Consider the following 21,182-nt stretch of genomic DNA (forward strand, 5'->3'; position numbering starts at 1 on the left):
GTCATTGCCGGGCTTGACCCGGCAATCCAGAGGGCGTCGACATTTTCTGGATGCCCGGGTCAAGCCCGGGCATGACAGCTCTCTTAGGCAGGTTCCTGTTCGAGGTGGCAGGAACAGGCCGATCGAAGACGGGACAGGCGGTGCACGCCTGGTTGGGAGGATTCCTATGTCGCTGCGTATAGCCTTTCTCGGGCTTGGCCATATGGGCCGGCCGATGGCGCTGAACCTGGTCAAGGCCGGGCACCGGGTGTCGGGCTTCGACCCGGTGGAGTCGGTGCGCGAGGCGGTGGCGAAGGAGCGCATCGCCGCCAAGCCGTCGATCGCCGCGGCGGTCGACGACTCCCAGTGGGTGGTCAGCATGCTGCCGACCGGCGCCCATGCCCGCGAGGCCTATCTCGGTGCCGACGGGGTCTGCGCCAGCGTGCCGGCGGGCGCGCTGCTGATCGACTGCTCGACCATCGATGTCGACAGCGCGCGCGTGATCGGGAAAGAGGCGGCGGCCCGCGGCTTCGCCATGGTCGACGCGCCGGTCTCGGGCGGCACCGGCGGCGCCGCGGCCGGCACCCTGACCTTCATGGTCGGCGGCCCGGATGACGCCTTCGGTCGGGCCGAGCCGGTGCTGCTGGCGATGGGCAAGGCCGTGATCCACACCGGCGGCCCGGGCACCGGCCAGGCGGCGAAGATCTGCAACAACATGGTGCTCGGCATCTCGATGATCGCGGTGTCGGAGGCCTTCGCTTTGGCCGACAAGCTGGGGCTGGAGCGGCAGAAGCTGTTCGACGTGTCGTCGAAGAGCTCCGGCCAGTGCTGGTCGCTGACCACCTATTGCCCGGTGCCGGGGCCGGTGCCGACCTCGCCGGCCAACCGCGACTACAAGCCCGGCTTCACCGCGGCGATGATGCTGAAGGATCTGCGCCTGTCGCAGGCCGCGGCCCAGGCCTCGGGCACCGCCACGCCGCTCGGCGCCGCGGCGGCCGCGCTGTATACCCTGTTCGTCAACGAGGGCGCGGCGGAGACCGATTTCTCGGGCATCTTCAAGATGATCTCCGGCGAGAAATAGGCAGACTTTCCGGTTTGTCGGGCATAATTCCTGCCCACAGACTCGGGAGGGACCCCATGCGCAAGATCGCCGCGTCGATCGCGGTTCTTCTGTCCTTGAGTGGAGCGCCGTCGATGGCCGCCGATCCCGGCATTCCCGCTTTGCCGCCGGCCGACCAGCCGCTGCGCGACTTTGTCACCCGGGTCGAGGCGGACCGCCGCATCACCTTCCGGCTGTTCGCGCCGGAGGCGAAGGCGGTCGCGGTCGTGTTCGGCTCGATGGACCCGGCCAAGGTCAAGGCGACGCCGATGGCCAAGGACGGGCGCGGCGTCTGGAGCGTCACGGTCGGCCCGGCCGCGCCTGACCTTTACGAGTACTATTTCAACGTCGACGGCTTCCGCGCGACGGATACGGGGACCAACGCGCCGAAGCCGCAGCGCCAGGTCAACACCAGCCTGATCCTGGTGCCGGGCAGCATCGTCGACACCAAGCCCGTGCCGCATGGCGACCTGCGGGTCGTGACCCTGACCAGCCAGGCGCTGGGCTCCGAGCGGCAGATGCTGGTGTGGACGCCGCCGGGCTATGGCGACGGCTCGGCGCCGCTGCCGGTGCTGTACCTCTATCACGGCTTCGGCGACACAGTGTGGTCCTGGGTCACCCAGGGCCGGGCGCCGCAGATCCTCGACAATCTGCTGGCCGAAAAGCAGATCGTGCCGATGATCGTGGTGATCCCGGACACCGAGACCGACATCGTTGCGGCGGTGCCGGAGGATTTTCCAGGCGCGACCCGGCGCCAGACCTTCTATCCGGCGAACGCCGCCGCCGCCGACCGCGAGCTGATCGGCGACATCATTCCCTATATGGAGGCGCATTACCGGGTCCGCACCGACGCGGCGGGCCGGGCGCTGGCCGGCCTGTCCCAGGGCGGCTACCAGGCGCTGGTTTCGGGCCTCGGCCATCTCGGCACCTTCGCCTGGCTGGCGACCTTCAGCGGCGTGTCGCAGACCACGGTGCCGGACGCCGGCATCGCCAAGGCGCTCGCCGACCCGGCCAAGGTCAATGCCAGCCTGCGCGGCTTCGCCGTCACGGTCGGCAGCGACGACACCATCACCGGCAAGGACATTGCCGGGCTGCGCCGCGACCTCGACGCCGCCGGAATCCGCTATGATTACAAGGAGTACCCAGGCCTCTCCCACGAGATGGCGGTCTGGCGCCCCTCTCTGATCGATTTCCTGCAAACGATCTTCCGGGACTGATCGGGCGGCCCTGCCGATCCCGGAACGAAATTCCGCGCGCGTCTGTTACGATCCCGCAACGGCGATAGGACGCTCGCGTCGCATCGCAAGCAAAGCCGGATCCGAACCGCTGCGAGATGGGAGGGCGACCCGAAGGTGCCGTCGCCACGGCCACGGAAGGATGGGTCATGCGGATTCGCGTCGGCTTCGAACTGGTCTACGACTGCCCGCAGCCCACCCCGATGATGCTGATGCTGCGGATCCATCCGGAGCGCGCACAGGATCTGGCCGCTCCGGACACGCTGCGATCCGACCCGGTGGTGCCGGTCGATGTCTATATCGACGGCTTCGGCAACATCTGCAGCCGGATCCTGGCGCCCGCCGGGCAGATCCGCCTGTCGACGGAGACCGTGGTCAGCGACAGCGGCCTGGCCGACGAGATTGCGCCCGACGCACCGGAGATCAGGGTCTCGGACCTGCCGACGGAGGCGCTGGTGTTCCTGCTCGGCAGCCGGTACTGCCAGACCGACCTCATGTCCGAAACCGCCTGGGGGCTGTTCGGAAAATCGCCGCCGGGCTGGGCCCGCGTCCAGGCGATCTGCGACTTCGTCCATGGCCATGTCCGGTTCGGCTACGACCACGCCCGGCCGACCAAATCGGCCTGGGACGTGCATCAGGAGCGGGCGGGCGTCTGCCGCGACTTCGCCCATCTCGCGGTCACCCTTTGCCGCTGCATGAACATACCCGCCCGCTACTGCACCGGCTATCTCGGCGATATCGGTATGCCGGCAGACTCTGCACCGATGGATTTCAGCGCCTGGTTCGAAGCCTATCTCGGCGGCCGCTGGTACACCTTCGACGCCCGCCACAACCGGCCCCGGATCGGCCGGGTGCTGATGGCGCGGGGGCGGGATGCGGCGGATGTCGCCCTCAGCAACGGCTTCGGCACGACGACGCTGGCCGGATTCAAGGTCCGGGCCGACGAGATCGCCGGCTGAAAGCCGGCGGCGGTCACTCCCAGTCCGCGACCTTGCCGGCGCTCAGCCCGTCCCCGGCCAGGAGCCGGGCGAGCAGGCGGTCGGCGGCAGCGTCGGGCGCCGGCTGGGCGCCGGGCGCTTCGCCCGGAAAACCCTGCTCGCGCAGGCGGGTGGCCATCGGCCCGGGATGGAACAGCGCCACCCGCAGCTCCGTCTTCGCCGTCTCCGCCGCGTAGAGTCCGGCCAGGGTGTCGAGCCCGGCCTTGGCCACGGCGTAGGCGCTCCAATAGGCGATGCCGCTGCGGGCGATGCGGTCGGTGACGAAGACCGCGCGCGGCGCCTCGGCGGCGCGCAGCAGCGGGTCGACCGAGCGGATCAGCCGGTAATTGGCGTTCAGGTTGAGGTCGAGCACCCGGGCCCAGACCTTCTCGTCGCTGTAGGCGACCGGGCCGAGATGGCCGAGCATGGCGGCGTTGGCGACCAGCAGGTCGAGCTTGCCGAAGCGCTGCGCCAGCGAGCCGCCGAGCAGGTCGATCTGCTCGAACTTCGACAGGTCCATCGGCACCAGCGTGGCGCTGCCGCCCGCGGCCTTGATGGCGTCGTCGGTCTGCTCCAGCCCGCCGACGGTGCGGGCGGCGCAGACGACATGGGCGCCGGCGGCGGCGAGCCGCACCGCGACCGCGGCGCCGAAGCCGCGCGACGCACCGGTGACAAGCGCGATCCGGCCCTCCAGAGGCCTCGTGGTCTCGGCCATCGGATCAGACGCGCTCGGAGAGGGCGGAGCTGCGGCGCGGCGCCGCCGTGTGGTCGGTCAGCGGCGTCGGATAGTCGCCGGTGAAGCAGGCGTCGCAGAACTGGCGGGCGTTGCCGGCCCGCTTCGGCGCGCCCATGGCCCGGTACAGCCCGTCTATCGAGATGAAGGCCAGGCTGTCGACGCCGATCAGCTCGGCCATCTGCTGCACCGAGTAGTTGTGCGCCAGGAGCTTCGACTTCTCCGGCGTGTCGATGCCGTAGAAGCAGGGGTTGGTCGTCGGCGGGCTGGAGATCCGCATATGGACCTCCTTGGCGCCGGCGTCGCGCACCATCTTCACGATCTTCTGGCTGGTGGTGCCGCGCACGATCGAATCGTCGACCAGCACCACCCGGCGGCCCTCGATCATCGCCCGGTTGGCGTTGTGCTTCAGGCGCACGCCGAGATGGCGGATCTGGTCAGTCGGCTCGATGAAGGTGCGGCCGACATAGTGGTTGCGGATGATGCCGAGCTCGAACGGGATGCCGCTCTGGGCGGCGAAGCCAATGGCCGACGGCACGCCCGAATCCGGCACCGGGATGATGACGTCGGCCTCGATCGGCGATTCGACCGCCAGCTCGGCCCCGATCCGGCGCCGCGCTTGGTAGACCGAGGAGCCCTCGACCACGCTGTCGGGGCGGGCGAAGTAGATGTATTCGAAAATGCAGAAGCGCCGCTCGGTCGGCTGGAACGGCTTGATGCTGGTGACGCCGTCGGCACTCAGCACCACCATCTCGCCCGGCTCGACGTCGCGGATGAACTCGGCGTCGATGATGTCCAGCGCGCAGGTCTCCGACGCCAGCACGTGGCTGGTGCCGGACGCCGTCTCCAGCTTGCCCAGCACCATCGGCCGGAACCCCATCGGGTCGCGGATGCCGATGACATGCTCGGACGACAGGGCGATCAGCGAATAGGCGCCCTCGGCCTGGCGCATCGCCTCGACCAGCCGGTCGATCACGTTGCCGCCGCGGGCGGTCGCCATCAGGTGCAGGAACACCTCGGTGTCCGAGGTCGACTGGAACAGGCAGCCGCGGCTGACCAGCTGGTGCCGCAGGCGCCCGGCATTGGTCAGGTTGCCGTTGTGGGAAATGGCGAAGCCGCCGAACTCGAAATCCGCGAACAGCGGCTGGACGTTGCGCAGGCCGGCGCCGCCGGTGGTGGCGTAGCGGTCATGGCCGATCGCGGCGTTGCCCTTGAGCTGGCCGACGACCGCTTGCGACGAGAAGGCGTCGCCGACCAGGCCGTTAGCGCGGTGGACATAGAACTGCTCGCCGTCATGCGAGACGATGCCGCAGGCCTCCTGGCCGCGGTGCTGCAGCGCGTGCAGCCCCAGCGCGGTCATCGCGGCGGCCTCGGGGTGCCCCATGATGCCGAAGATGCCGCACTCCTCACGGAGCGTGTCGCCGTAGAGGTCGAAGGGATCTGTCGTCAGCATGTCGCCGCGAGGGCTCCTGATCCTGGGCGCCATCGGCGCCAATCGGCCCGGCGCCACTTACAACGTCTGGCGCCTATATAATGTCAACCGCCACCGGTTGCACCCGCGTTCGACGGGGGGGCCGGATGCGTCTGCGTCGGGTGTGTCGGCGTGATGCCGGGTGCGGCCGGCGCCGGAGCAGGCGGCTGGGCCGGCTGCGGCTGCGCCGGTTGCGGCTGGGCGGGAGCCTGGTTCTGGTTCAGCAGACTGCCGATCGGGTCGGCGATCTGCGGCACCAGGGCCGGGGCCTCCTGCTTGGCCTTGTCGATGGCGCCGGCCAGCGCCTCCTGCGGCACCAGGCCCTTCAGGTACTCGGCACCGGCCTGCACCCAGGGCAGCATCCGGGCGTTCTCCAGCCAGGGCGGCCGCCGGGTCTCGGGGAACACCCAGGTCAGCAGCAGATAGGCGAGGCAGACCAGCACGGCGCCGCGCACCACGCCGAACACGAAGCCGAGCGAGCGGTCGACGGCGCTGAGCGCGGAGCCCTTCACCACCCGGGCGATCAGATGGCTGATGGTGGAGAAGATCACCAGCGCCACGACGAAGATGCCGACGCCGGTCAGGATGTCGGCCAGGAGCTGCATCTCGATGTACTGGCGCAGATAGGGCCTGGCGTCGTTGAAGGTCCACAGCGTCACCAGCGCGGCGCCGAGCCAGCCGGCGATCGACAGCACCTCGGCCACGAAGCCGCGCGCCAGCGCCAGGAAGGCTGAGATGGCGAGGATGATCAGGATCGCGATGTCGCCGGCGGCGATGGGTAGGCTATCCAGAATCGGTCTCCTCGAAACTCCTGCGGCGGCCTGCTGACGCGCCGCGCCCGTCGGTGTTGAACAGGGCCACCAGCTCCTCCAGCCGGGCGATGCTGCGCCGCTCGATCGGCAATGCGTCGCGGCTGGGCGCACGACCCCGCTTCGGGTGACCTTGTGGCACGATCGCGGCGGCGAATCCAAGCTTCGCGGCTTCCTTCAGCCGCGCATCGCCCTGGCCCACCGCGCGGATCTCGCCGGACAGGCCGATCTCGCCGAACACCACCGTGTCGCGCGGCACCGGCACGCCGGTGAGGGAGGAGATCAGGGCGGCCGCCACCGCCAGGTCCGCCGCCGGCTCGACGATGCGCAGGCCGCCGGCGACGTTGAGATAGACGTCGTTCATGCCGATGGCGACGCCGCAGCGCGCCTCCAGCACCGCCAGCACCATGGCCAGCCGGGCGCTGTCCCAGCCGACCACGGCGCGGCGTGGGGTGCCGAGCGACGAGGGCGCGACCAGGGCCTGGATCTCGACCAGCACTGGCCGGGTGCCCTCGAGCCCGGCGAAGACCGCGGCGCCGGAGACGTCGCCGCTGCGGTCGGCCAGGAACAGCTCGGACGGGTTGCTCACCTCGGCCAGGCCGGCATCGGTCATCTCGAACACGCCGATCTCGTCGGTGGCGCCGAAGCGGTTCTTCACCGCGCGCAGGATGCGGAACTGGTGGCCGCGCTCGCCCTCGAAATAGAGCACGGTGTCGACCATGTGCTCGAGCACGCGCGGGCCGGCGATGGCGCCATCCTTGGTAACATGGCCGACGATCAGGAGGGCGGTGCCGCGGCGCTTGGCGTGGCGGATCAGCTCGGCGGCGGAGGCGCGGACCTGGGCGACGGTGCCCGGCGCGCTCTCCAGCGCTTCCAGGAACATGGTCTGGATCGAATCGATCACCACGACCTTCGGCCCGTCCGGCCGGTCCATGGCGGCGATGATGTCGCGGACGTTGGACGAGGCGGCAAGGCGGACCGGCGCCTCGGCCAGGCCCAGGCGCCGGGCCCGCATCCGGATCTGGTCGACCGCCTCCTCGCCCGAGACATAGGCGCAGTCGATGGTGCCGGCCAGGCGGCACACCACCTGCAGCAGCAGGGTCGACTTGCCGATGCCGGGGTCGCCGCCGATCAGGATGGCCGAACCGGCGACGATGCCGCCGCCGCAGACCCGGTCGAACTCGTCATTGCCGCTGCGCCAGCGCGGCTCGTCGATCGTGGCCGCGGCCAGGTCGGCGAAGGCGACGGCGCGGCCGCCGCCGGCCTTGGCCCCGCCGAACGCCTTCGGCGCGGCCTCGACCACCTCCTCGACCAGGGTGTTCCACTCGCCGCAGGACTCGCAGCGCCCGGTCCAGCGCGAATAGCTGGCGCCGCAGTTCTGGCAGATGTAGCGGGTCGCGTTCTTCGCCATGGGCGAACCCTACGTCAGGAAACCCGGACCTGCATCTGGATCGGCCCGTCCGCGCGGCCGTGCACGAACTGGTCGACATGGGCGTTGCCGGAATCATCCACCTGCGCCGCCGGCCCGGCCCAGATGATCCGGCCTTCATAGATCATGGCGATGCGGTCGGCGATCTTGCGGGCGCTGGCCATGTCGTGGGTGATCGACAGGGTGGTGGCGCCGAGGTCGCGGCGGCATTTCACGATCAGGTCGTTGATCACGTCGGCCATGATCGGGTCGAGGCCGGTGGTCGGCTCGTCGAAGAAGATGATCTCCGGCTCCGCCGCGATGGCGCGGGCCAGGCCGACGCGCTTCTGCATGCCGCCCGACAGCTCGGCCGGGGTGAGCACGGCGACGTCGGGCCCGAGGCCGACCTGGGCCAGCTTGTCGACCGCGATCTCCTTGGCCCGCTTGCGGGATTCGCCACGGCCCTGGATCAGGCCGAAGGCCACATTCTCCCAGACCGACAGGCTGTCGAACAGGGCGGCGCCCTGGAACAGCACGCCGAAGCGCTTCATCAGATCGACCCGGTCGCCGCCCGACAGCCGGGTGGTCTCGGCGCCGTCGACCAGGATCCGGCCGCGGTCCGGGCGGATCAGGCCCACGATCGACTTCAGCAGCACCGATTTGCCGGTGCCGGAGCCGCCGATCACGACCAGGGATTCGCCCGCCGCGATCTCCAGGTCGATGCCGCGCAGCACCTGCTTCGAGCCGAAGCCCTTGTGCACGCCCTCCAGTTTGATCTTGGGGGTGGTCGCCATCTCTGCCGTCACCCCACGTACAGGCCGGTGATCATGAAGTCGAACAGCAGGATCAGGATCGAGGCGGAGACCACCGCATTGGTGGTGGCCGCGCCGACGCCCTGGGCCCCGCCGCGCGAGTTGTAGCCGTGGTAGCAGCCCATCAGCGCGACGACGAAGCCGAAGGCCGCGGCCTTGAGCAGGCTGAGCACGACGTCCTCGACCTCGAGCGCCTGCCAGGTCGCGACCATATAGGCCGAGGGATTTTCGCCGAGTCGGTAGACGCTGATCAGGAAGCCGCCGAACACGCCGATGATGTCGGCCACGATCACCAGGCACGGCAGCATCAGCAGGCCGGCGATCAGCCGCGGCGCCACCAGGTACTTGTACGGGTTGGTCGACAGGGTGCTGAGCGCGTCGATCTGCTCGGTCACCCGCATGGTGCCGATCTCGGCCGCCATCGAGGCGCCGATGCGGCCGGCGACCATCAGCCCGGCCAGCACCGGCCCCAGCTCGCGCACCACCGACAGCAGGACGACGCTGGCCCCGAAGCCGCCGGCGCCGAAGCGGGCGAAGCCCGCCTGGGTCTGCAGCGCCAGCACCATGCCGGTGAACAGCGCGGTCAGCCCGACCACCGGCAGCGAGTAGTAGCCGATGTCGATGATCTGACGCAGGAACAGCCGCGGGTAGAAGGGCGGCCGCAGGCATTGCCCCAGCGCGGTCAGGGTGAACAGGGCGAGGCGGCCGACCGCGGCGAGGAAGGCCAGGAAGGTGCGCCCGATCGTGGCGAGGAAGTTCATTCGGCCCCGCCGAGATAGCGGCGGGCACAGCGCCGGCCGAGGCTGGTCAGGATCTCGTAGCCGATGGTGCCGGCGCTCTCGCCCAGCCGGTCGGGCGGCAGCTCCGGGCCGATGATCTCGGCCAGGGCGCCGGGCGCGGCCAGCGGTTCGGGAATGTGGGTCACGTCCACCGTGATCAGATCCATCGAGATGCGGCCGGTGATCGGCGCGGTGAAGCCTGCGATGCGCACGGCGCCACGACCACTGGCGGCCCGCGGCACCCCGTCGGCATAGCCCACGGCGATCGTCGCGAGCCTGGCCGGACCCTCCACGCGGTGGGCGGCACCGTATCCAACGGTCATGGGGGTGTCAACGCGGCGGATCTGCAGGATTCTGGCTTCCAGCCGCACCACGGCGGCCATCGGATTCGGCCGGCCCGGCGTCGGGTTGAGGCCATAGAGCGCGGCGCCCGGGCGGGTCAGGCCGCCGTGGAAGTCCGAGCCAAGGAAGATGCCGGCGGAATTGGCGATGCTGACCGGCGCCGGCGGCAGCGTCGCCACGACCCGGCGGAAGCGGTCGAGCTGGGCCCGGCTCATCGGGTTCCCGGCCTCCTCGGCGCAGGCGAGGTGGGTCATCCAGGCGATCGGCCCGATGCCGTCCAGCACCGTCGGATCCGCAGCCAGCCTGGCCTGGTCTTCCGGCGTCAGGCCGAGCCGGTTCATGCCGCTGTCGAGATGGACGAAGCCGGGCAGGGCGGTGCCGAGCGTCTTCGCATGGCCGGCCCAGGCGGCGATCTCTCCGAGGTCGTTCAGCGCCGGGATCAGATCGTGGGCGGTGTAGTCGGCGGCCAGACCCGGCAGCAGGCCGTTGAGGACGACGATCCGGGGCTCGTCGAGCGCGGCCCGCAGCGCGATGCCCTCGTCCAGATGGGCGACGAAGAAGCTGCGGGCGCCGGCGGCGAACAGGGCGCGGCCGACCGGCACGGCGCCGAGGCCGTAGCCGTCGGCCTTGAGCACGGCGCCGCATTCGGCCGGCGCGCCCTGCGCCTGGAGCCGGCGCCAGTTCCCGGCGATGGCGTCGAGGTCGATGGTCAGCAGGGCGCCGGCCCGGCCGAGCGCCGCCGCCTCAATGGTCATCGAAGCTGGGATCGGACTGCAGGTTGGAGAACTTGGTATACTGGCCCTCGAAATGCAGCCGCCGCGTGCCGGTCGGGCCGTGGCGCTGCTTGGCGACGATGACCTCGGCCACGTTGTGCACCCGGTCCATCGCCGCCATCCAGTCCTGATGCTCCGGCGTGCCCTCGGGCGGCTCGCCCTTCGACAGGTAGTAGGCCTCGCGATAGACGAACATGACCACGTCGGCGTCCTGCTCGATCGAGCCGGATTCGCGCAGGTCGGAGAGCTGCGGCCGCTTGTCCTCGCGGTTCTCGACCTGGCGCGACAGCTGAGACAGGGCGATGACGGGGATGCTGAGGTCCTTGGCCAGGATCTTCAGGCCGCGGGTGATCTCGGAGATCTCCTGCACCCGGTTCTCGTTCTTCTTGGTCGACCCGGCGCTCATCAGCTGGATGTAGTCGACCACCAGCATGCCGAGATTATGCTGACGCTTCAGGCGCATGGCGCGCGTTCTTAAGGTACTGATCGAGACGCCGGCGGTGTCGTCGATGAAGAATGGCGTCTGCCGGATCAGGTTCGCCGCCTCGACCACGCGCGGGAAGTCCGACCGCTTCATGTCGCCCTTGCGGATCCGCTCCGAGGCGATCTCGGCCACCTCGGACAGGATACGGACGGCGAGCTGATCGGCTGACATTTCCATCGAGAAGAAGCCGACCACGGCGCCTTCCTTGCCGTGCTTGCGCAGATAGGCGGTGGCCGCGTTGAAGGCCATGTTGGTGGCCAGCGCGGTCTTGCCCATGCCGGGCCGGCCGGCCAGGACGATCAGGTCCGAGGGCTGCATGCCGCCCATCATCTTGTCGATCTCGGCCAGGCCGGTGGTGACGCCGGTCAGCGGCGTGTCACGCTCCAGCGCCTTGCCGGCGGCGTCGACCGCCCGCGCCAGGACGTCGCCGAAGGGCTCGAAATCCTTGCGCAGCACGCCCGAGCTGGACAGGCGGTACAGCTTCTCCTCGCCCTCCTGGATCTGGGCGGGGCCGTCCATCTCGTTTTCGAGCTTGTAGGCGTCGTTGACGATCTCCTCGCCGGCCAGGATCAGCTGGCGCCGCAGCGACAGGTCGTAGATGGTCTGGGCATAGTCCTCGGCGTTCATCACCGAGACCACGCTGGCCGCCAGGTCGGTCAGGTACTGGGCGCCGCCGACGCCCTCCAGCTCGTTGTCGGTCTCGAAATACTGCTTCAGGCTGATCGGGTCGGCGATCCGGTTCTGCTCCGCGAGTCGCAGCGCCGCGCCGTAGATCCGGCCATGGGCCGGGACATAGAAATGCTCCGGCCGCAGGAAGTCCGATGCCTTCTCCAGCGCGGCGTTGTTGGCCAAAATGGCGCCGAGCAGCGCCTGCTCGGCCTCCTCGTTCGCCGGCATGCGCCGGTAGGTCGGGCTCGCCATCTGGTCGGCGCTGTGAACGAGGGTGAGGGGGGATTCGGGACGGAACTTCTCCATCGGCCCACCCTACCGCAGCCGGGCAGGGCACCGCCAGGAACGACGGTCCGATCCCCCTGTGGATAGCGGGACCGAATGTGAACTGTTCTGTGGACAACCGGAATCCGGCTGTCGGATCAAGGGGATGCCGGCTTGGTAGTCGCGGTCGAAAGACCCGCCTGCTGCCGCCTCTCCGCACCGTCCATGATGGTGCGGGCGAGGCTGTCGTAATCGCCGTCGAAATGGTGGCCGCCGGTGGTCTTGATCACCTCGGCGCCGGCCATGGCGGGGGTCGGGCAGACGGTGTCGTCCTCGTCCTCGCCGTAGAAGCACTGGATGCGGGCCGGGTCGATCGACTTCAGCTCCGGCGCGACCGGCGGCGCATCGTCGTCGGCGCTGACGCCGAGCCAGCCGGTGACCCGGATCTCGAAATCGGTCCGCTCGGCCAGGCCCAGCAGGCTGATCTGGTCGACCTTCGCCTTCTCCGCCGCCGGCAGCCGGTTGTAGGCGAAGGGCAGGACATTGGCGCCGAAGGAGTAGCCGATCAGGATCACCCGCTGGGCGCCCCAGGCCTTGCCGTAATGGTCGATGATGTGGGCCAGGTCCTTGGCCGTCTGCTCCGGCGTCTGCTGGCTCCAGAAGGTGCGCAGGCTGTCGACGCCGACGACGGAAACCCCTTTGCTCTGAAGGGCTTCGCCGATGCTCTTGTCGAGATCCTGCCAGCCGCCGTCGCCGGAATAGATGATCGCCAGGGTGGGCGAGGGGCCGGCCGCCCGCAGTTCCTCCAGCGGCAGGCTGCTGACGGCGGAGGCATCGGCATCCGTCGGCGCGTCCTGATGCAGCATCGTCACGACCTGGTCGGCCAGCGGCGCGTCCTGCGGCAGGGTCACCACCTCGCCGCCCGAGGCCGTCGCGAGATCGCTCGCCGCCGTATCCGGCTGCTGCAGGCCGATGCGCCACCAGCCGGGGATGTGCGGCTGCGGTCCGTAGGTGAAGCCGCCGCCCGGGGCCGGCGTCGCCACCGGCGTGTCGGCCGGACCGGTGCAGAGCGGCAGCTTGGTCTTCAGCGGCGGCAGCGGGCCGATGCTGGCGCCGCCCTCGATCGTGGTCCTGGCGGCGGCCTGGGCCACCGCGCCATAGGCCACGGTCGCGCCCTGGCCCCGGCCGACCACGATCGGGGCATGGTAGGCGGCGAATTTGTACTCGCGCTCGAGCCGCTGGCTCAGATCCTCGAAATCGCCGGCAGGGGAGTGGCAATCCTGGTCGTCGCCGTGCTCCAGCCCGTCGAGATAGCTCTTCAGGTCGACACCGACGACGAAGGCGCCGCTGCCCTGCAGCCGCTGCGCCGCCGTGTCGAACTCCGCGGTCCAGCCGGTGTCGTCCGACAGCAGGAAGACCATGGAGCCCGGCTGCCCCTCCGGCTGCCACAGCCGGACCGAACCGAGGGTGCCGCCGTCATAGCTGCGCGGCGGTGCGGCCGCGGCGCGCTGGTCGGGGATCAGCCAGGCCGCGGCGGCCAGGGCGACCCCGGCGGTCACCGCCAGCCCGGCGGCGGCCAGCCAGGAGGTGCGCTTCATCGAGCCACCAGCCCCTTGATCCCGCCGCCGATCAGCGCCGCGATGTCGGAGATGGCCAGGGCCGGCGCCAGGCCGCTCGGCGTCGCCAGGTAGCGCGGCTCCCACACCGGGTCGTATTTCTGCTTGAAGGCTCGCAGCCCTTCGAAATTGTAGAAGCGGGCGCCGCTGCGGTAGACGAAGCGGCCGATGCGGTGCCAGAGCGGCGCCAGCGGGTGGCTCTCCAGGCCGGACAGCGGCGCCATGCCGAGGCTGAACGTCTCGTAGCCCTGATCCTTGAAATGCACGATCAGCTTCGTGATCAGGAACTCCATCACCAGCTTGGAATTCGCCTCGGTGTGCCGCATCAGGTCGATGGCGACTTCGCTCTTCTCGTCGGTCACCATCAGCGTGGCGAAGGCCACCAGCCGACCGTTCTCGCGCACCAGGGCCGTGGGCGAGCCGTGGACGTAGCCGGGGATGAAGGCGCCGAGCGAGAACCGCTTCTCCTTGGCCTCCTGCTTGTGCAGCCAGTCGTCGGAGACGGCGGCGAGCTCGCTGATCAGGCCCGTGCCTGCGCCCGCGGGCACCATCTCGAAGCTCAGCCCGTCTTTCTCGCCGCGGGACAGGGCGTAGCGCAGCGCCTTCTTGCGGCTGCCGCCCTCGAGCGTGAAGGCGCGCAGCGGCACCCGCGCCTCCTCGCCCAGCTTCGACAGCGTCATGCCGGTGTCGAGATAGAGCGGCAGGGTCTCGGCCCGGACGCCGTAATAGGCCGGGCGGCCGCTGGTGGCCTCGGTCATCTCGCGGAAGCGCCAGATCAGCTCCGGCCAGTCTTCGCGCGCGCCGACCGGGTCGCCCAGCGCGGCCCAGGTGCGGCCCTGGATGGCGTACATCAGGAAGGCGCGGCCGCTGTCCGAGAACAGCAGGGCTTTGTCGCCCATGCGCACCAGATTGGCCTCGGCGCGCGGCTGCTGCCGCAGGATTTGCTCGGCCTGGTGCAGCTCGGCGGCGGTCGGTGCCGTCATCCGGCCGTGATGGGCCCGCACCAGGTGCCACAGGCCATACAGCGTGGCCAGCAGGCTGACCGCGACCATGGCCCTGAGCGCGCGCGACGCTTCCTCATGGACCTCGAAGGTCCACCACAGGTCGTTGGCGTAGGCGACGTGGCGGAAGGAGAAGAAGGTCAGCCAGGCCATGCCGCCGACGACGCTGCCGACCGCCACCAGCCAGCCCGGGGTCATCGGCTGGTCGAACAGGGCGGAGCGGCGCCAGAACTCCTCCCGGCAGGGCAGCATGATGACCAGGCACAGCAGCAGCAGCAGCGCCTCGCGCCAGGCGAAGCCCTTGCCCAGGGCCAGCACGGCGCTGACCGCGAGCAGCAGCAGGGTCAGCCAATAGGCCGCGATCAGCCGCCGGAACAGGCCCCAGGCGACGACCAGCAGCGCCAGCCCGGTGACCGCCGCGAGGATATGCGACAGCTCGACCACCGCGACCGGCAGCGTCTCCAGGATCTCAAAGCGGCTCTTCAGCGTCGGGGTGGCGGCCGAGATCAGCAGCAGCGTGCCGACGACGAAGATCAGCGCGGCCATCACCGACGGCATCAGCCGGCCGGCGACGTCGAGGGTCAGCCGCGTCGGGGCGTGGCTCTGCAGCCGGCTCAAGGCCCGCGCCGTCTCGGCGCTGGCGAGGATGCCGACGGCCAGGATCACCGGGATCAGGAAGTAGACCGCGCGGTAGACGACCAGCGCGGCGGCGATGGCCTGCGGCGGCAGCACCGGGCCGAGGCCGAGCAGCATCACCGATTCGAACACGCCGACGCCGCCCGGCACATGGCTGATGATGCCGGCCACGGTGGCGACGACGAAGACGACGAAGAAGGCGCTGAACGGCACGCTGCCATGCGGCAGCAGGATCCAGAAGGCAAAGCCGGCGAACAGCAGCTCGATGGTCGAGATCACCAGCTGGCCCGCGGCGATGCCGACGCTGGGCAACGGAATTCGGCCCAGGAAGGGCTGGCCGGGCCGGCGCAGGGCGCAGAGCAGCAGGAACAGCGCGGCGCCGGCCAGGATCACGGCGGCGCCGGCGCTGGTCCAGAGGCTGTGGACGCCGAGCGCGCGGGTCAGCAGATGCGGCTGCAGCAGCACCCCGGCGGCGCCGACAGTGACGATGCCGAAGCCGAAGGCGAGGGCGCAGAAGCCGGCGATCTTGGCGATGTCGCCGAACTCGAGCCCGGTCGCGGTGTAGACGCGGTAGCGCACCGAGCTGGCGGTGACCAGGCCGCCGATGGTGTTGCCGACGGCATAGCCGCAGAAGCTGGCCAGGGCCATGGTCCGCAGCGGCACCCGGGCGCCGACATAGCGCAGCGCCGACCAGTCATAGCCCATCAGCGCGACGAAGCTGCCGATCGTGCCCATCAGCGCCAGGCCGACCGAGGTCCAGGGCAAGGCGCGGATCCGGGCGATCAGGTCGTGCCAGCTCATCGCCGCCAGCTCCTGCCGGATCGCGTAGGCGGCGCCGGCGAACAGCAGCAGGGTGACGATGGTCAGCAGGGCCGGCTTCAGGCGCTGGTGCATGGGTCGAAGGGTCAGGCCGCCGGCGACGGCGGCCGCGTCGGCAGTCGGAACGGAAACCGCCTGCGGCTGTGCCGTGGACATTGGGGGGAACTCGATTGGACCGGATCGGCCGGACGCTAGTCCCGCCCAGGCTCCGGATCACGTTAAGAGTTTGCAACCTGTTGTTCAGGTTGCACGGCCGGGCGTTCCCCAACAAAAAAGCGCGGACCCGAAGGTCCGCGCCTTTTCGATACAGAACCGAACCGGGCTGGTCAGGCCGGCTCGCCCTCGGTGCTCTCGGTCTCGGCTTCGGCGATCGCGGCCTCGGCAGCGGCTTCAGCCGCCGCTTCTTCCTCTTCAAGGACCGAGGCGACGACCATGCCGCCGCGCGTGCGCTGCATCTCGGCCTCTTCGGCCGAACGGGCGACGTTCACGGTGACGATGACGCTGACCTCGGGGTGCAGCCGGATCCGGACCTTCTCCAGGCCCAGGGTCTTGATCGGCTGCTCGATCGCGACCTGGCCGCGCGAGACGGTGTAGCCCGCCTCGGTCAGGGCCTCGGCGATGTCGCGCGCCGACACCGAGCCGTAGAGCTGGCCGGTGTCGCCGGCCTGGCGGATGATGACGATGTGGACATCGACCATGCGCCCGGCGACGTTTTCGGCCTCGCCCTTGGCTTCGAGGTTGTTGGCCTCGATCTGCGACCGCTGCTTCTCGAACACGGCCAGATTGGCCTTGGTCGCGCGCAGCGCCTTCTTCTGCGGCAGGAGGTAGTTGCGGGCGAAGCCGGGCTTCACCTTCACCACGTCGCCGATCTGGCCGAGCTTTTCGACCCGCTCCAGCAGGATGATTTCCATCGGATCCTCCCCTTACTTCACGATGTAGGGCAGGAGGCCGAGGAAGCGCGCGCGCTTGATGGCGCGGGCCAGCTCACGCTGCTTCTTGGCCGAGACCGCAGTGATGCGGCTCGGGACGATCTTGCCGCGCTCGGAGATGAACCGGCCCAGCAGCTTGGTGTCCTTGTAGTCGATCTTCGGCGCGTTGGCGCCGGAGAACGGGCAGGTCTTCCGACGGCGGAAGAACGGACGGCGTGCACCCATCGCGCTCATGCCTGGGCTCCTTCACCTTCGGCCGGTTCGCGCGGGGGGCCGAAGCCGCGATCCCGGCGCTCGCCGCGATCACGATCGCCGCGGGGGCCATCACGGTCGCCCCGGCCATCGCGGTCGCGACCGTCACGGTCCCGGCCGGCCCGGCTCTGCATCATCGCCGAGGGGCCTTCCTCGAGGACGTCCATGCGCAGGGTCAGGGTGCGCAGCACGTCCTCGTTGATGCCCATCAGGCGCTCCATCTCGGCCACGGCGGCCGCGGGGGCGTCGATGTTCAGCAGGACGTAGTGGCCCTTGCGGTTCTTCTTGATCCGGTAGGCAAAGCTCTTCAGGCCCCAATACTCGGTCTTGGTGACCTTGCCGCCGTTCTCGGTGAGGATGGTGGAGAAGCCCTCGGTCAGGGCCTCCACCTGCGCGGCGGACACGTCCTGCCGCGCGATGTACACGCATTCGTAAAGTGGCATGGTGACTCCTTATGGCTGTTCCCGACATGGCGCTGTGCGGGGACCGCCAGCCGCCCATGTCAAAGCCGATCGCTATGCCAAGCGACCAGCAAGGAGCATCGACGAAGCCGCGCACTATACTCAGGAACGCCCGAAGATCAAGCGCGATCGGACCCCTGTACCGTCGATCAGGCTTGACTTGCGGTGGCGAGGCTCTAAGACCAGCGCCCTTAATTGCGATGCGGGGGAACGCCGCCATGGCGCGCGCTTTCGTGTTTCCGGGACAGGGCAGCCAAGCTGTCGGCATGGGCAAGGCGCTGGCCGACGGGTCGGCCAGCGCGCGCGAGGTCTTCGCCGAGGTCGACGCGGCGCTGGGGCAGAAGCTGTCCGAGCTGATGTTCGGCGGCGACATCGAGACGCTGACGCTGACCGAGAACGCCCAGCCGGCGCTGATGGCGGCCTCGGTCGCCGCGGCGCGGACGGTGGCGGAGCGGTCCGGCCGGTCGCTGGCCGATCTCGCGGGCTTCGTCGCCGGCCATAGCCTCGGCGAGTATTCGGCCCTGGCCGCGGCTGGTGCGGTCAGCGTCGCCGATGCGGCCCGGCTGCTGCGCCTGCGCGGCCGGTCGATGCAGAAGGCGGTGCCGGTCGGAATCGGCGCCATGGCGGCGCTGCTGGGTCTCGACCTCGACCAGGCGCGCGACGTCGCCGCCCGCGCCTCGACCGCGGATTCAATCTGCAGCGCGGCCAACGACAACGCGCCAGGCCAGGTCGTGGTCAGCGGCCACAAGGCGGCGGTGGAGCGGGCGATGGCGCTGGCGGCCGAACTCGGCGCCAAGCGCAGCATCCTGCTGCCGGTCAGCGCGCCCTTCCATTGCCCGCTGATGGCGCCGGCCGCCGAGGCGATGCGCGCGGCGCTGGCCGAGGTCGAGATCAAGGCGCCGGCCGTGCCGGTGGTGGCCAATGTCACCGCGGCCCCGGTCACCGCGCCGGACGAGATCCGCCGCCTGCTGGTCGAGCAGGTGACCGGCACCGTGCGCTGGCGCGAGAGCGTGCTTTACATGAAATCGGCGGGCGTGCTGGAACTGGTCGAGCTCGGGGCCGGCAAGGTGCTGGCCGGCCTCGCCAAGCGCATCGATCGCGACCTCGCCGCGGTGTCGCTGCAGACGCCGGAGGAGATCGACGCCTGGATCGCATCGACCGGCGCCTGAACTGCAAGGCCTGACGGACAAGGGAAGAGAGCATGTTCGATCTGAACGGCAAGTCGGCGCTCGTCACCGGCGCCTCGGGCGACATCGGCCGCGCCATCGCGACCCTGCTGCACGCCCAGGGCGCCACCGTGGCGCTGTCCGGCACCAAGGTCGAGAAGCTGGAGGCGCTGGCCCGTGAGCTGGGCGAGCGGGCCTATGTGACGCCGGGCGACCTGTCGAGCGCCGAGGGCGCCGAATCGGTGGCCAAGGCGGCCGAGGCGGCGACCGGCGGCATCGACATCCTGGTTAACAATGCCGGCCTGACCCGCGACGGCCTGGCGATGCGGATGAAGGACGATGATTTCGAGACCGTCCTCGACGTCAACCTGGTGTCCGCCTTCCGCCTGGCGCGCGCGGCGCTGCGCGGCATGATGAAGAAGCGCTGGGGCCGGATCGTGTCGATCACCTCGATCGTCGGCCACACCGGCAACCCCGGCCAGGCGAACTACGCCGCGTCCAAGGCCGGACTGACCGGCATGACCAAGGCGCTGGCGCAGGAGGTCGCGAGCCGCGGCATCACCGTCAACTGCGTCGCCCCGGGCTTCGTCACCAGCGCCATGACCGAGGCGCTGAACGACGAGCAGAAGGCGCGGATTTCCGCCACCATCCCGATGGCGCGGATGGGCGACCCGGCCGAGATCGCCGCGGCGGTGCTCTATCTCGCCAGCAGCGAGGCGGCCTACGTCACCGGCCAGACCATCCATGTGAATGGCGGAATGGCGATGGTTTGACGTCGTCAGGCTGGACATGGCCAGATGCTTGGCCATGTTCGATCAGGTGTGTTATGTGACCGCGGGTTACGGGGCGGTCACTCGTGCGGGGGTTCAGCACTGCGGAATTCAGCCCCGTTCCGCTCTCTTGAAAGGTAGAACGAATGAGCGACATCGCCGAGCGCGTTAAGAAGATTGTCGTCGAGCATCTCGGCGTCGAAGAAGGCAAGGTCACCGAGTCGGCCAGCTTCATCGACGATCTGGGCGCCGACAGCCTCGACACCGTCGAGCTGGTCATGGCGTTCGAGGAGGAGTTCGGCTGCGAGATTCCGGACGACGCGGCCGAGAAGATCCTGACGGTGAAGGACGCGATCCAGTTCATCGAGCAGCATTCGGCCGGCTGATCGCAGGCCTGTGCCACACGTTCCGCCGCAGAACCGGATGAAATGATGCGACGTGTCGTAATCACCGGCATGGGGATGGTCACGCCTCTCGGTGCCGGTGTGAAGACCAATTGGGATCGACTGACCGCCGGCCAGTCCGGCATCGGGGCGATCTCGACCTTCAACGTCTCGGATCTGCCGGCGCGGATCGCGGGCATGGTGCCGCGCGGCACCGGCCCGGGTGATTTCGACGTCGACAGCGCGGTCCCGCCCAAGGACCAGCGCAAGAACGACGTCTTCATCCATTACGCGATCGCCGCGGCCAACGAGGCGATCGCGAATTCCGGATGGGTGCCGCCGACCGACGAGGCGCGCGAGCGCACCGGCGTCATGATCGGCTCGGGCATCGGCGGCCTGCAATGGATCGCCGAGGGCTCGCTGACCCTGGAGCAGAAGGGGCCCCGCCGGATCTCCCCCTTCTTCATCCCTGCGGCGCTGATCAACCTGGCCTCCGGCCAGGTCTCGATCCAGCACGGCTTCCGCGGCCCGAACCATGCTGTGGTCACCGCCTGCTCGACCGGCGCGCACGCGATCGGCGACGCGACGCGGCTGATCATGTGGGACGATGCCGACGTCATGGTGGCGGGCGGGGCGGAGGCGGCGGTGTGCCGGCTCGGGCTCGCCGGCTTCGCCGCGGCCCGGGCGCTGTCCACCGGCTACAACGAGACCCCCGACCGGGCCTCGCGCCCCTATGACAAGGGCCGCGACGGCTTCGTCATGGGCGAGGGTGCCGGCGTGGTCGTGCTCGAGGAGCTGGAGCACGCCAAGGCGCGCGGCGCCACGATCTATGCCGAGGTGGTCGGCTACGGCCTGTCGGGCGACGCCCATCACATCACCGCCCCGCCGGAAGACGGCAATGGCGGTTTCCGGGCGATGTCGGCGGCGCTAAAGCGCGCCGGCCTGACCCCGTCGGATATCGACTATGTCAACGCCCACGGCACCTCGACGCCGCTCGGCGACGAGATCGAGCTCGGCGCGGTCAAGCGCCTGTTCGGCAACGCGATCGAGACCGTGTCGATGTCCTCGACCAAATCCGCGATCGGCCATCTGCTCGGCGCGGCCGGCGCGGTCGAGGCGATCTATTCGGTGCTGGCGGTCAACCACGATGTGGTGCCGCCGACGCTGAACCTCGAGGACCCGTCGGACAGCTGCCTCGGCGTCGACCTGGTGCCGAAGCAGGCCAAGGAGCGGCCGGTGCGCGCCGCGCTGTCGAACAGCTTCGGCTTCGGCGGGACCAACGCGTCGCTGGTCTTCCGCGAGTATCTCTGAGGGC

The 21,182-nt window shown here is 69.7% G+C and carries 20 protein-coding genes; 7 read left to right on the forward strand and 13 right to left on the reverse strand.

The features are described from left to right. Positions 1–166 precede the first annotated feature (166 nt). The 3 genes from mmsB (at position 167) to ACTOWL_RS07225 (ending at position 3,272) form a co-directional block, all read left to right on the forward strand. Positions 167–1,060 (forward strand): 3-hydroxyisobutyrate dehydrogenase, encoded by an 894-nt coding sequence (mmsB, locus tag ACTOWL_RS07215; protein WP_441320526.1) that lies wholly within the window; start codon positions 167–169, stop codon positions 1,058–1,060. A 56-nt stretch (positions 1,061–1,116) separates the two neighbouring features. Then, complete coding sequence (locus tag ACTOWL_RS07220; protein ID WP_441320527.1) at positions 1,117–2,295, forward strand: alpha/beta hydrolase-fold protein; 1,179 nt, start codon at positions 1,117–1,119, stop codon at positions 2,293–2,295. A 167-nt stretch (positions 2,296–2,462) separates the two neighbouring features. Continuing rightward, the gene (locus tag ACTOWL_RS07225) at positions 2,463–3,272 is read left to right on the forward strand and encodes a transglutaminase-like domain-containing protein (RefSeq protein WP_441320528.1); all 810 of its coding nucleotides are present in this window, start codon (positions 2,463–2,465) and stop codon (positions 3,270–3,272) included. Positions 3,273–3,285: 13 nt separating this feature from the next. Here ACTOWL_RS07225 and ACTOWL_RS07230 read toward each other — a convergent pair whose 3' ends face one another. The 13 genes from ACTOWL_RS07230 to rpsF form a co-directional block, all read right to left on the reverse strand. After that, positions 3,286–4,005 carry an SDR family NAD(P)-dependent oxidoreductase gene (locus ACTOWL_RS07230; RefSeq protein ID WP_441320529.1) on the reverse strand — a complete coding sequence of 240 codons (720 nt, stop codon included), beginning with the start codon at positions 4,003–4,005 and terminating at the stop codon, positions 3,286–3,288. A gap of 4 nt (positions 4,006–4,009) precedes the next feature. Continuing rightward, on the reverse strand, positions 4,010–5,476 hold the full coding sequence (gene purF / locus ACTOWL_RS07235) for an amidophosphoribosyltransferase (protein WP_441320530.1): 1,467 nt from the start codon (positions 5,474–5,476) through the stop codon (positions 4,010–4,012). Positions 5,477–5,559: 83 nt separating this feature from the next. Further along, positions 5,560–6,288 (reverse strand): CvpA family protein, encoded by a 729-nt coding sequence (locus tag ACTOWL_RS07240; protein WP_441320597.1) that lies wholly within the window; start codon positions 6,286–6,288, stop codon positions 5,560–5,562. Beyond that, a complete protein-coding gene (gene radA / locus ACTOWL_RS07245) occupies positions 6,278–7,714 on the reverse strand; it encodes a DNA repair protein RadA (protein ID WP_441320531.1) in 1,437 nt (478 codons plus the stop codon). The genes ACTOWL_RS07240 and radA overlap by 11 nt, the downstream gene beginning before the upstream one ends. A 14-nt stretch (positions 7,715–7,728) precedes the next feature. Then, the gene (locus ACTOWL_RS07250) at positions 7,729–8,505 is read right to left on the reverse strand and encodes an ABC transporter ATP-binding protein (protein WP_441320532.1); all 777 of its coding nucleotides are present in this window, start codon (positions 8,503–8,505) and stop codon (positions 7,729–7,731) included. A gap of 8 nt (positions 8,506–8,513) precedes the next feature. Next, a complete protein-coding gene (locus tag ACTOWL_RS07255) occupies positions 8,514–9,284 on the reverse strand; it encodes an MlaE family ABC transporter permease (RefSeq protein WP_441320533.1) in 771 nt (256 codons plus the stop codon). Beyond that, positions 9,281–10,399, reverse strand: coding sequence for an alanine racemase (gene alr / locus ACTOWL_RS07260; protein WP_441320534.1), 1,119 nt, complete (start codon positions 10,397–10,399; stop codon positions 9,281–9,283). Before alr ends, ACTOWL_RS07255 begins: the two co-directional genes overlap by 4 nt. Then, complete coding sequence (locus tag ACTOWL_RS07265; RefSeq protein WP_441320535.1) at positions 10,389–11,876, reverse strand: replicative DNA helicase; 1,488 nt, start codon at positions 11,874–11,876, stop codon at positions 10,389–10,391. Before ACTOWL_RS07265 ends, alr begins: the two co-directional genes overlap by 11 nt. 116 nt (positions 11,877–11,992) lie before the next feature. Further along, positions 11,993–13,432: a virulence factor family protein gene (locus tag ACTOWL_RS07270; protein WP_441320536.1), complete on the reverse strand. Its 1,440-nt coding sequence runs from the start codon at positions 13,430–13,432 to the stop codon at positions 11,993–11,995. Then, the gene (gene mprF, locus ACTOWL_RS07275; protein ID WP_441320537.1) at positions 13,429–16,062 is read right to left on the reverse strand and encodes a bifunctional lysylphosphatidylglycerol flippase/synthetase MprF; all 2,634 of its coding nucleotides are present in this window, start codon (positions 16,060–16,062) and stop codon (positions 13,429–13,431) included. The genes ACTOWL_RS07270 and mprF overlap by 4 nt, the downstream gene beginning before the upstream one ends. A 170-nt stretch (positions 16,063–16,232) precedes the next feature. Beyond that, on the reverse strand, positions 16,233–16,817 hold the full coding sequence (gene rplI / locus ACTOWL_RS07280) for a 50S ribosomal protein L9 (protein WP_441320538.1): 585 nt from the start codon (positions 16,815–16,817) through the stop codon (positions 16,233–16,235). A gap of 12 nt (positions 16,818–16,829) precedes the next feature. Beyond that, positions 16,830–17,060: a 30S ribosomal protein S18 gene (gene rpsR / locus ACTOWL_RS07285; protein WP_306770208.1), complete on the reverse strand. Its 231-nt coding sequence runs from the start codon at positions 17,058–17,060 to the stop codon at positions 16,830–16,832. A 5-nt stretch (positions 17,061–17,065) separates the two neighbouring features. Further along, entirely contained in the window at positions 17,066–17,530 is a 465-nt protein-coding gene (rpsF, locus tag ACTOWL_RS07290) for a 30S ribosomal protein S6 (protein ID WP_441320539.1), read from the reverse strand. Between the two features lie 236 nt (positions 17,531–17,766). Here rpsF and fabD point away from each other — a divergent pair, with 236 nt between their 5' ends. From fabD to fabF, 4 genes are all read left to right on the forward strand, one after another. Continuing rightward, on the forward strand, positions 17,767–18,717 hold the full coding sequence (fabD, locus tag ACTOWL_RS07295) for an ACP S-malonyltransferase (RefSeq protein ID WP_441320540.1): 951 nt from the start codon (positions 17,767–17,769) through the stop codon (positions 18,715–18,717). Positions 18,718–18,749: 32 nt separating this feature from the next. After that, on the forward strand, positions 18,750–19,487 hold the full coding sequence (fabG, locus tag ACTOWL_RS07300) for a 3-oxoacyl-[acyl-carrier-protein] reductase (protein ID WP_441320541.1): 738 nt from the start codon (positions 18,750–18,752) through the stop codon (positions 19,485–19,487). A gap of 143 nt (positions 19,488–19,630) precedes the next feature. Continuing rightward, the gene (locus tag ACTOWL_RS07305; RefSeq protein ID WP_225766028.1) at positions 19,631–19,870 is read left to right on the forward strand and encodes an acyl carrier protein; all 240 of its coding nucleotides are present in this window, start codon (positions 19,631–19,633) and stop codon (positions 19,868–19,870) included. Between the two features lie 45 nt (positions 19,871–19,915). Continuing rightward, positions 19,916–21,178, forward strand: coding sequence for a beta-ketoacyl-ACP synthase II (gene fabF, locus ACTOWL_RS07310; protein WP_441320542.1), 1,263 nt, complete (start codon positions 19,916–19,918; stop codon positions 21,176–21,178). Positions 21,179–21,182: the final 4 nt, after the last annotated feature.

The sequence above is a fragment of the Inquilinus sp. CA228 genome, from assembly GCF_052078665.1.
Lineage (GTDB): Bacteria > Pseudomonadota > Alphaproteobacteria > DSM-16000 > Inquilinaceae > Inquilinus.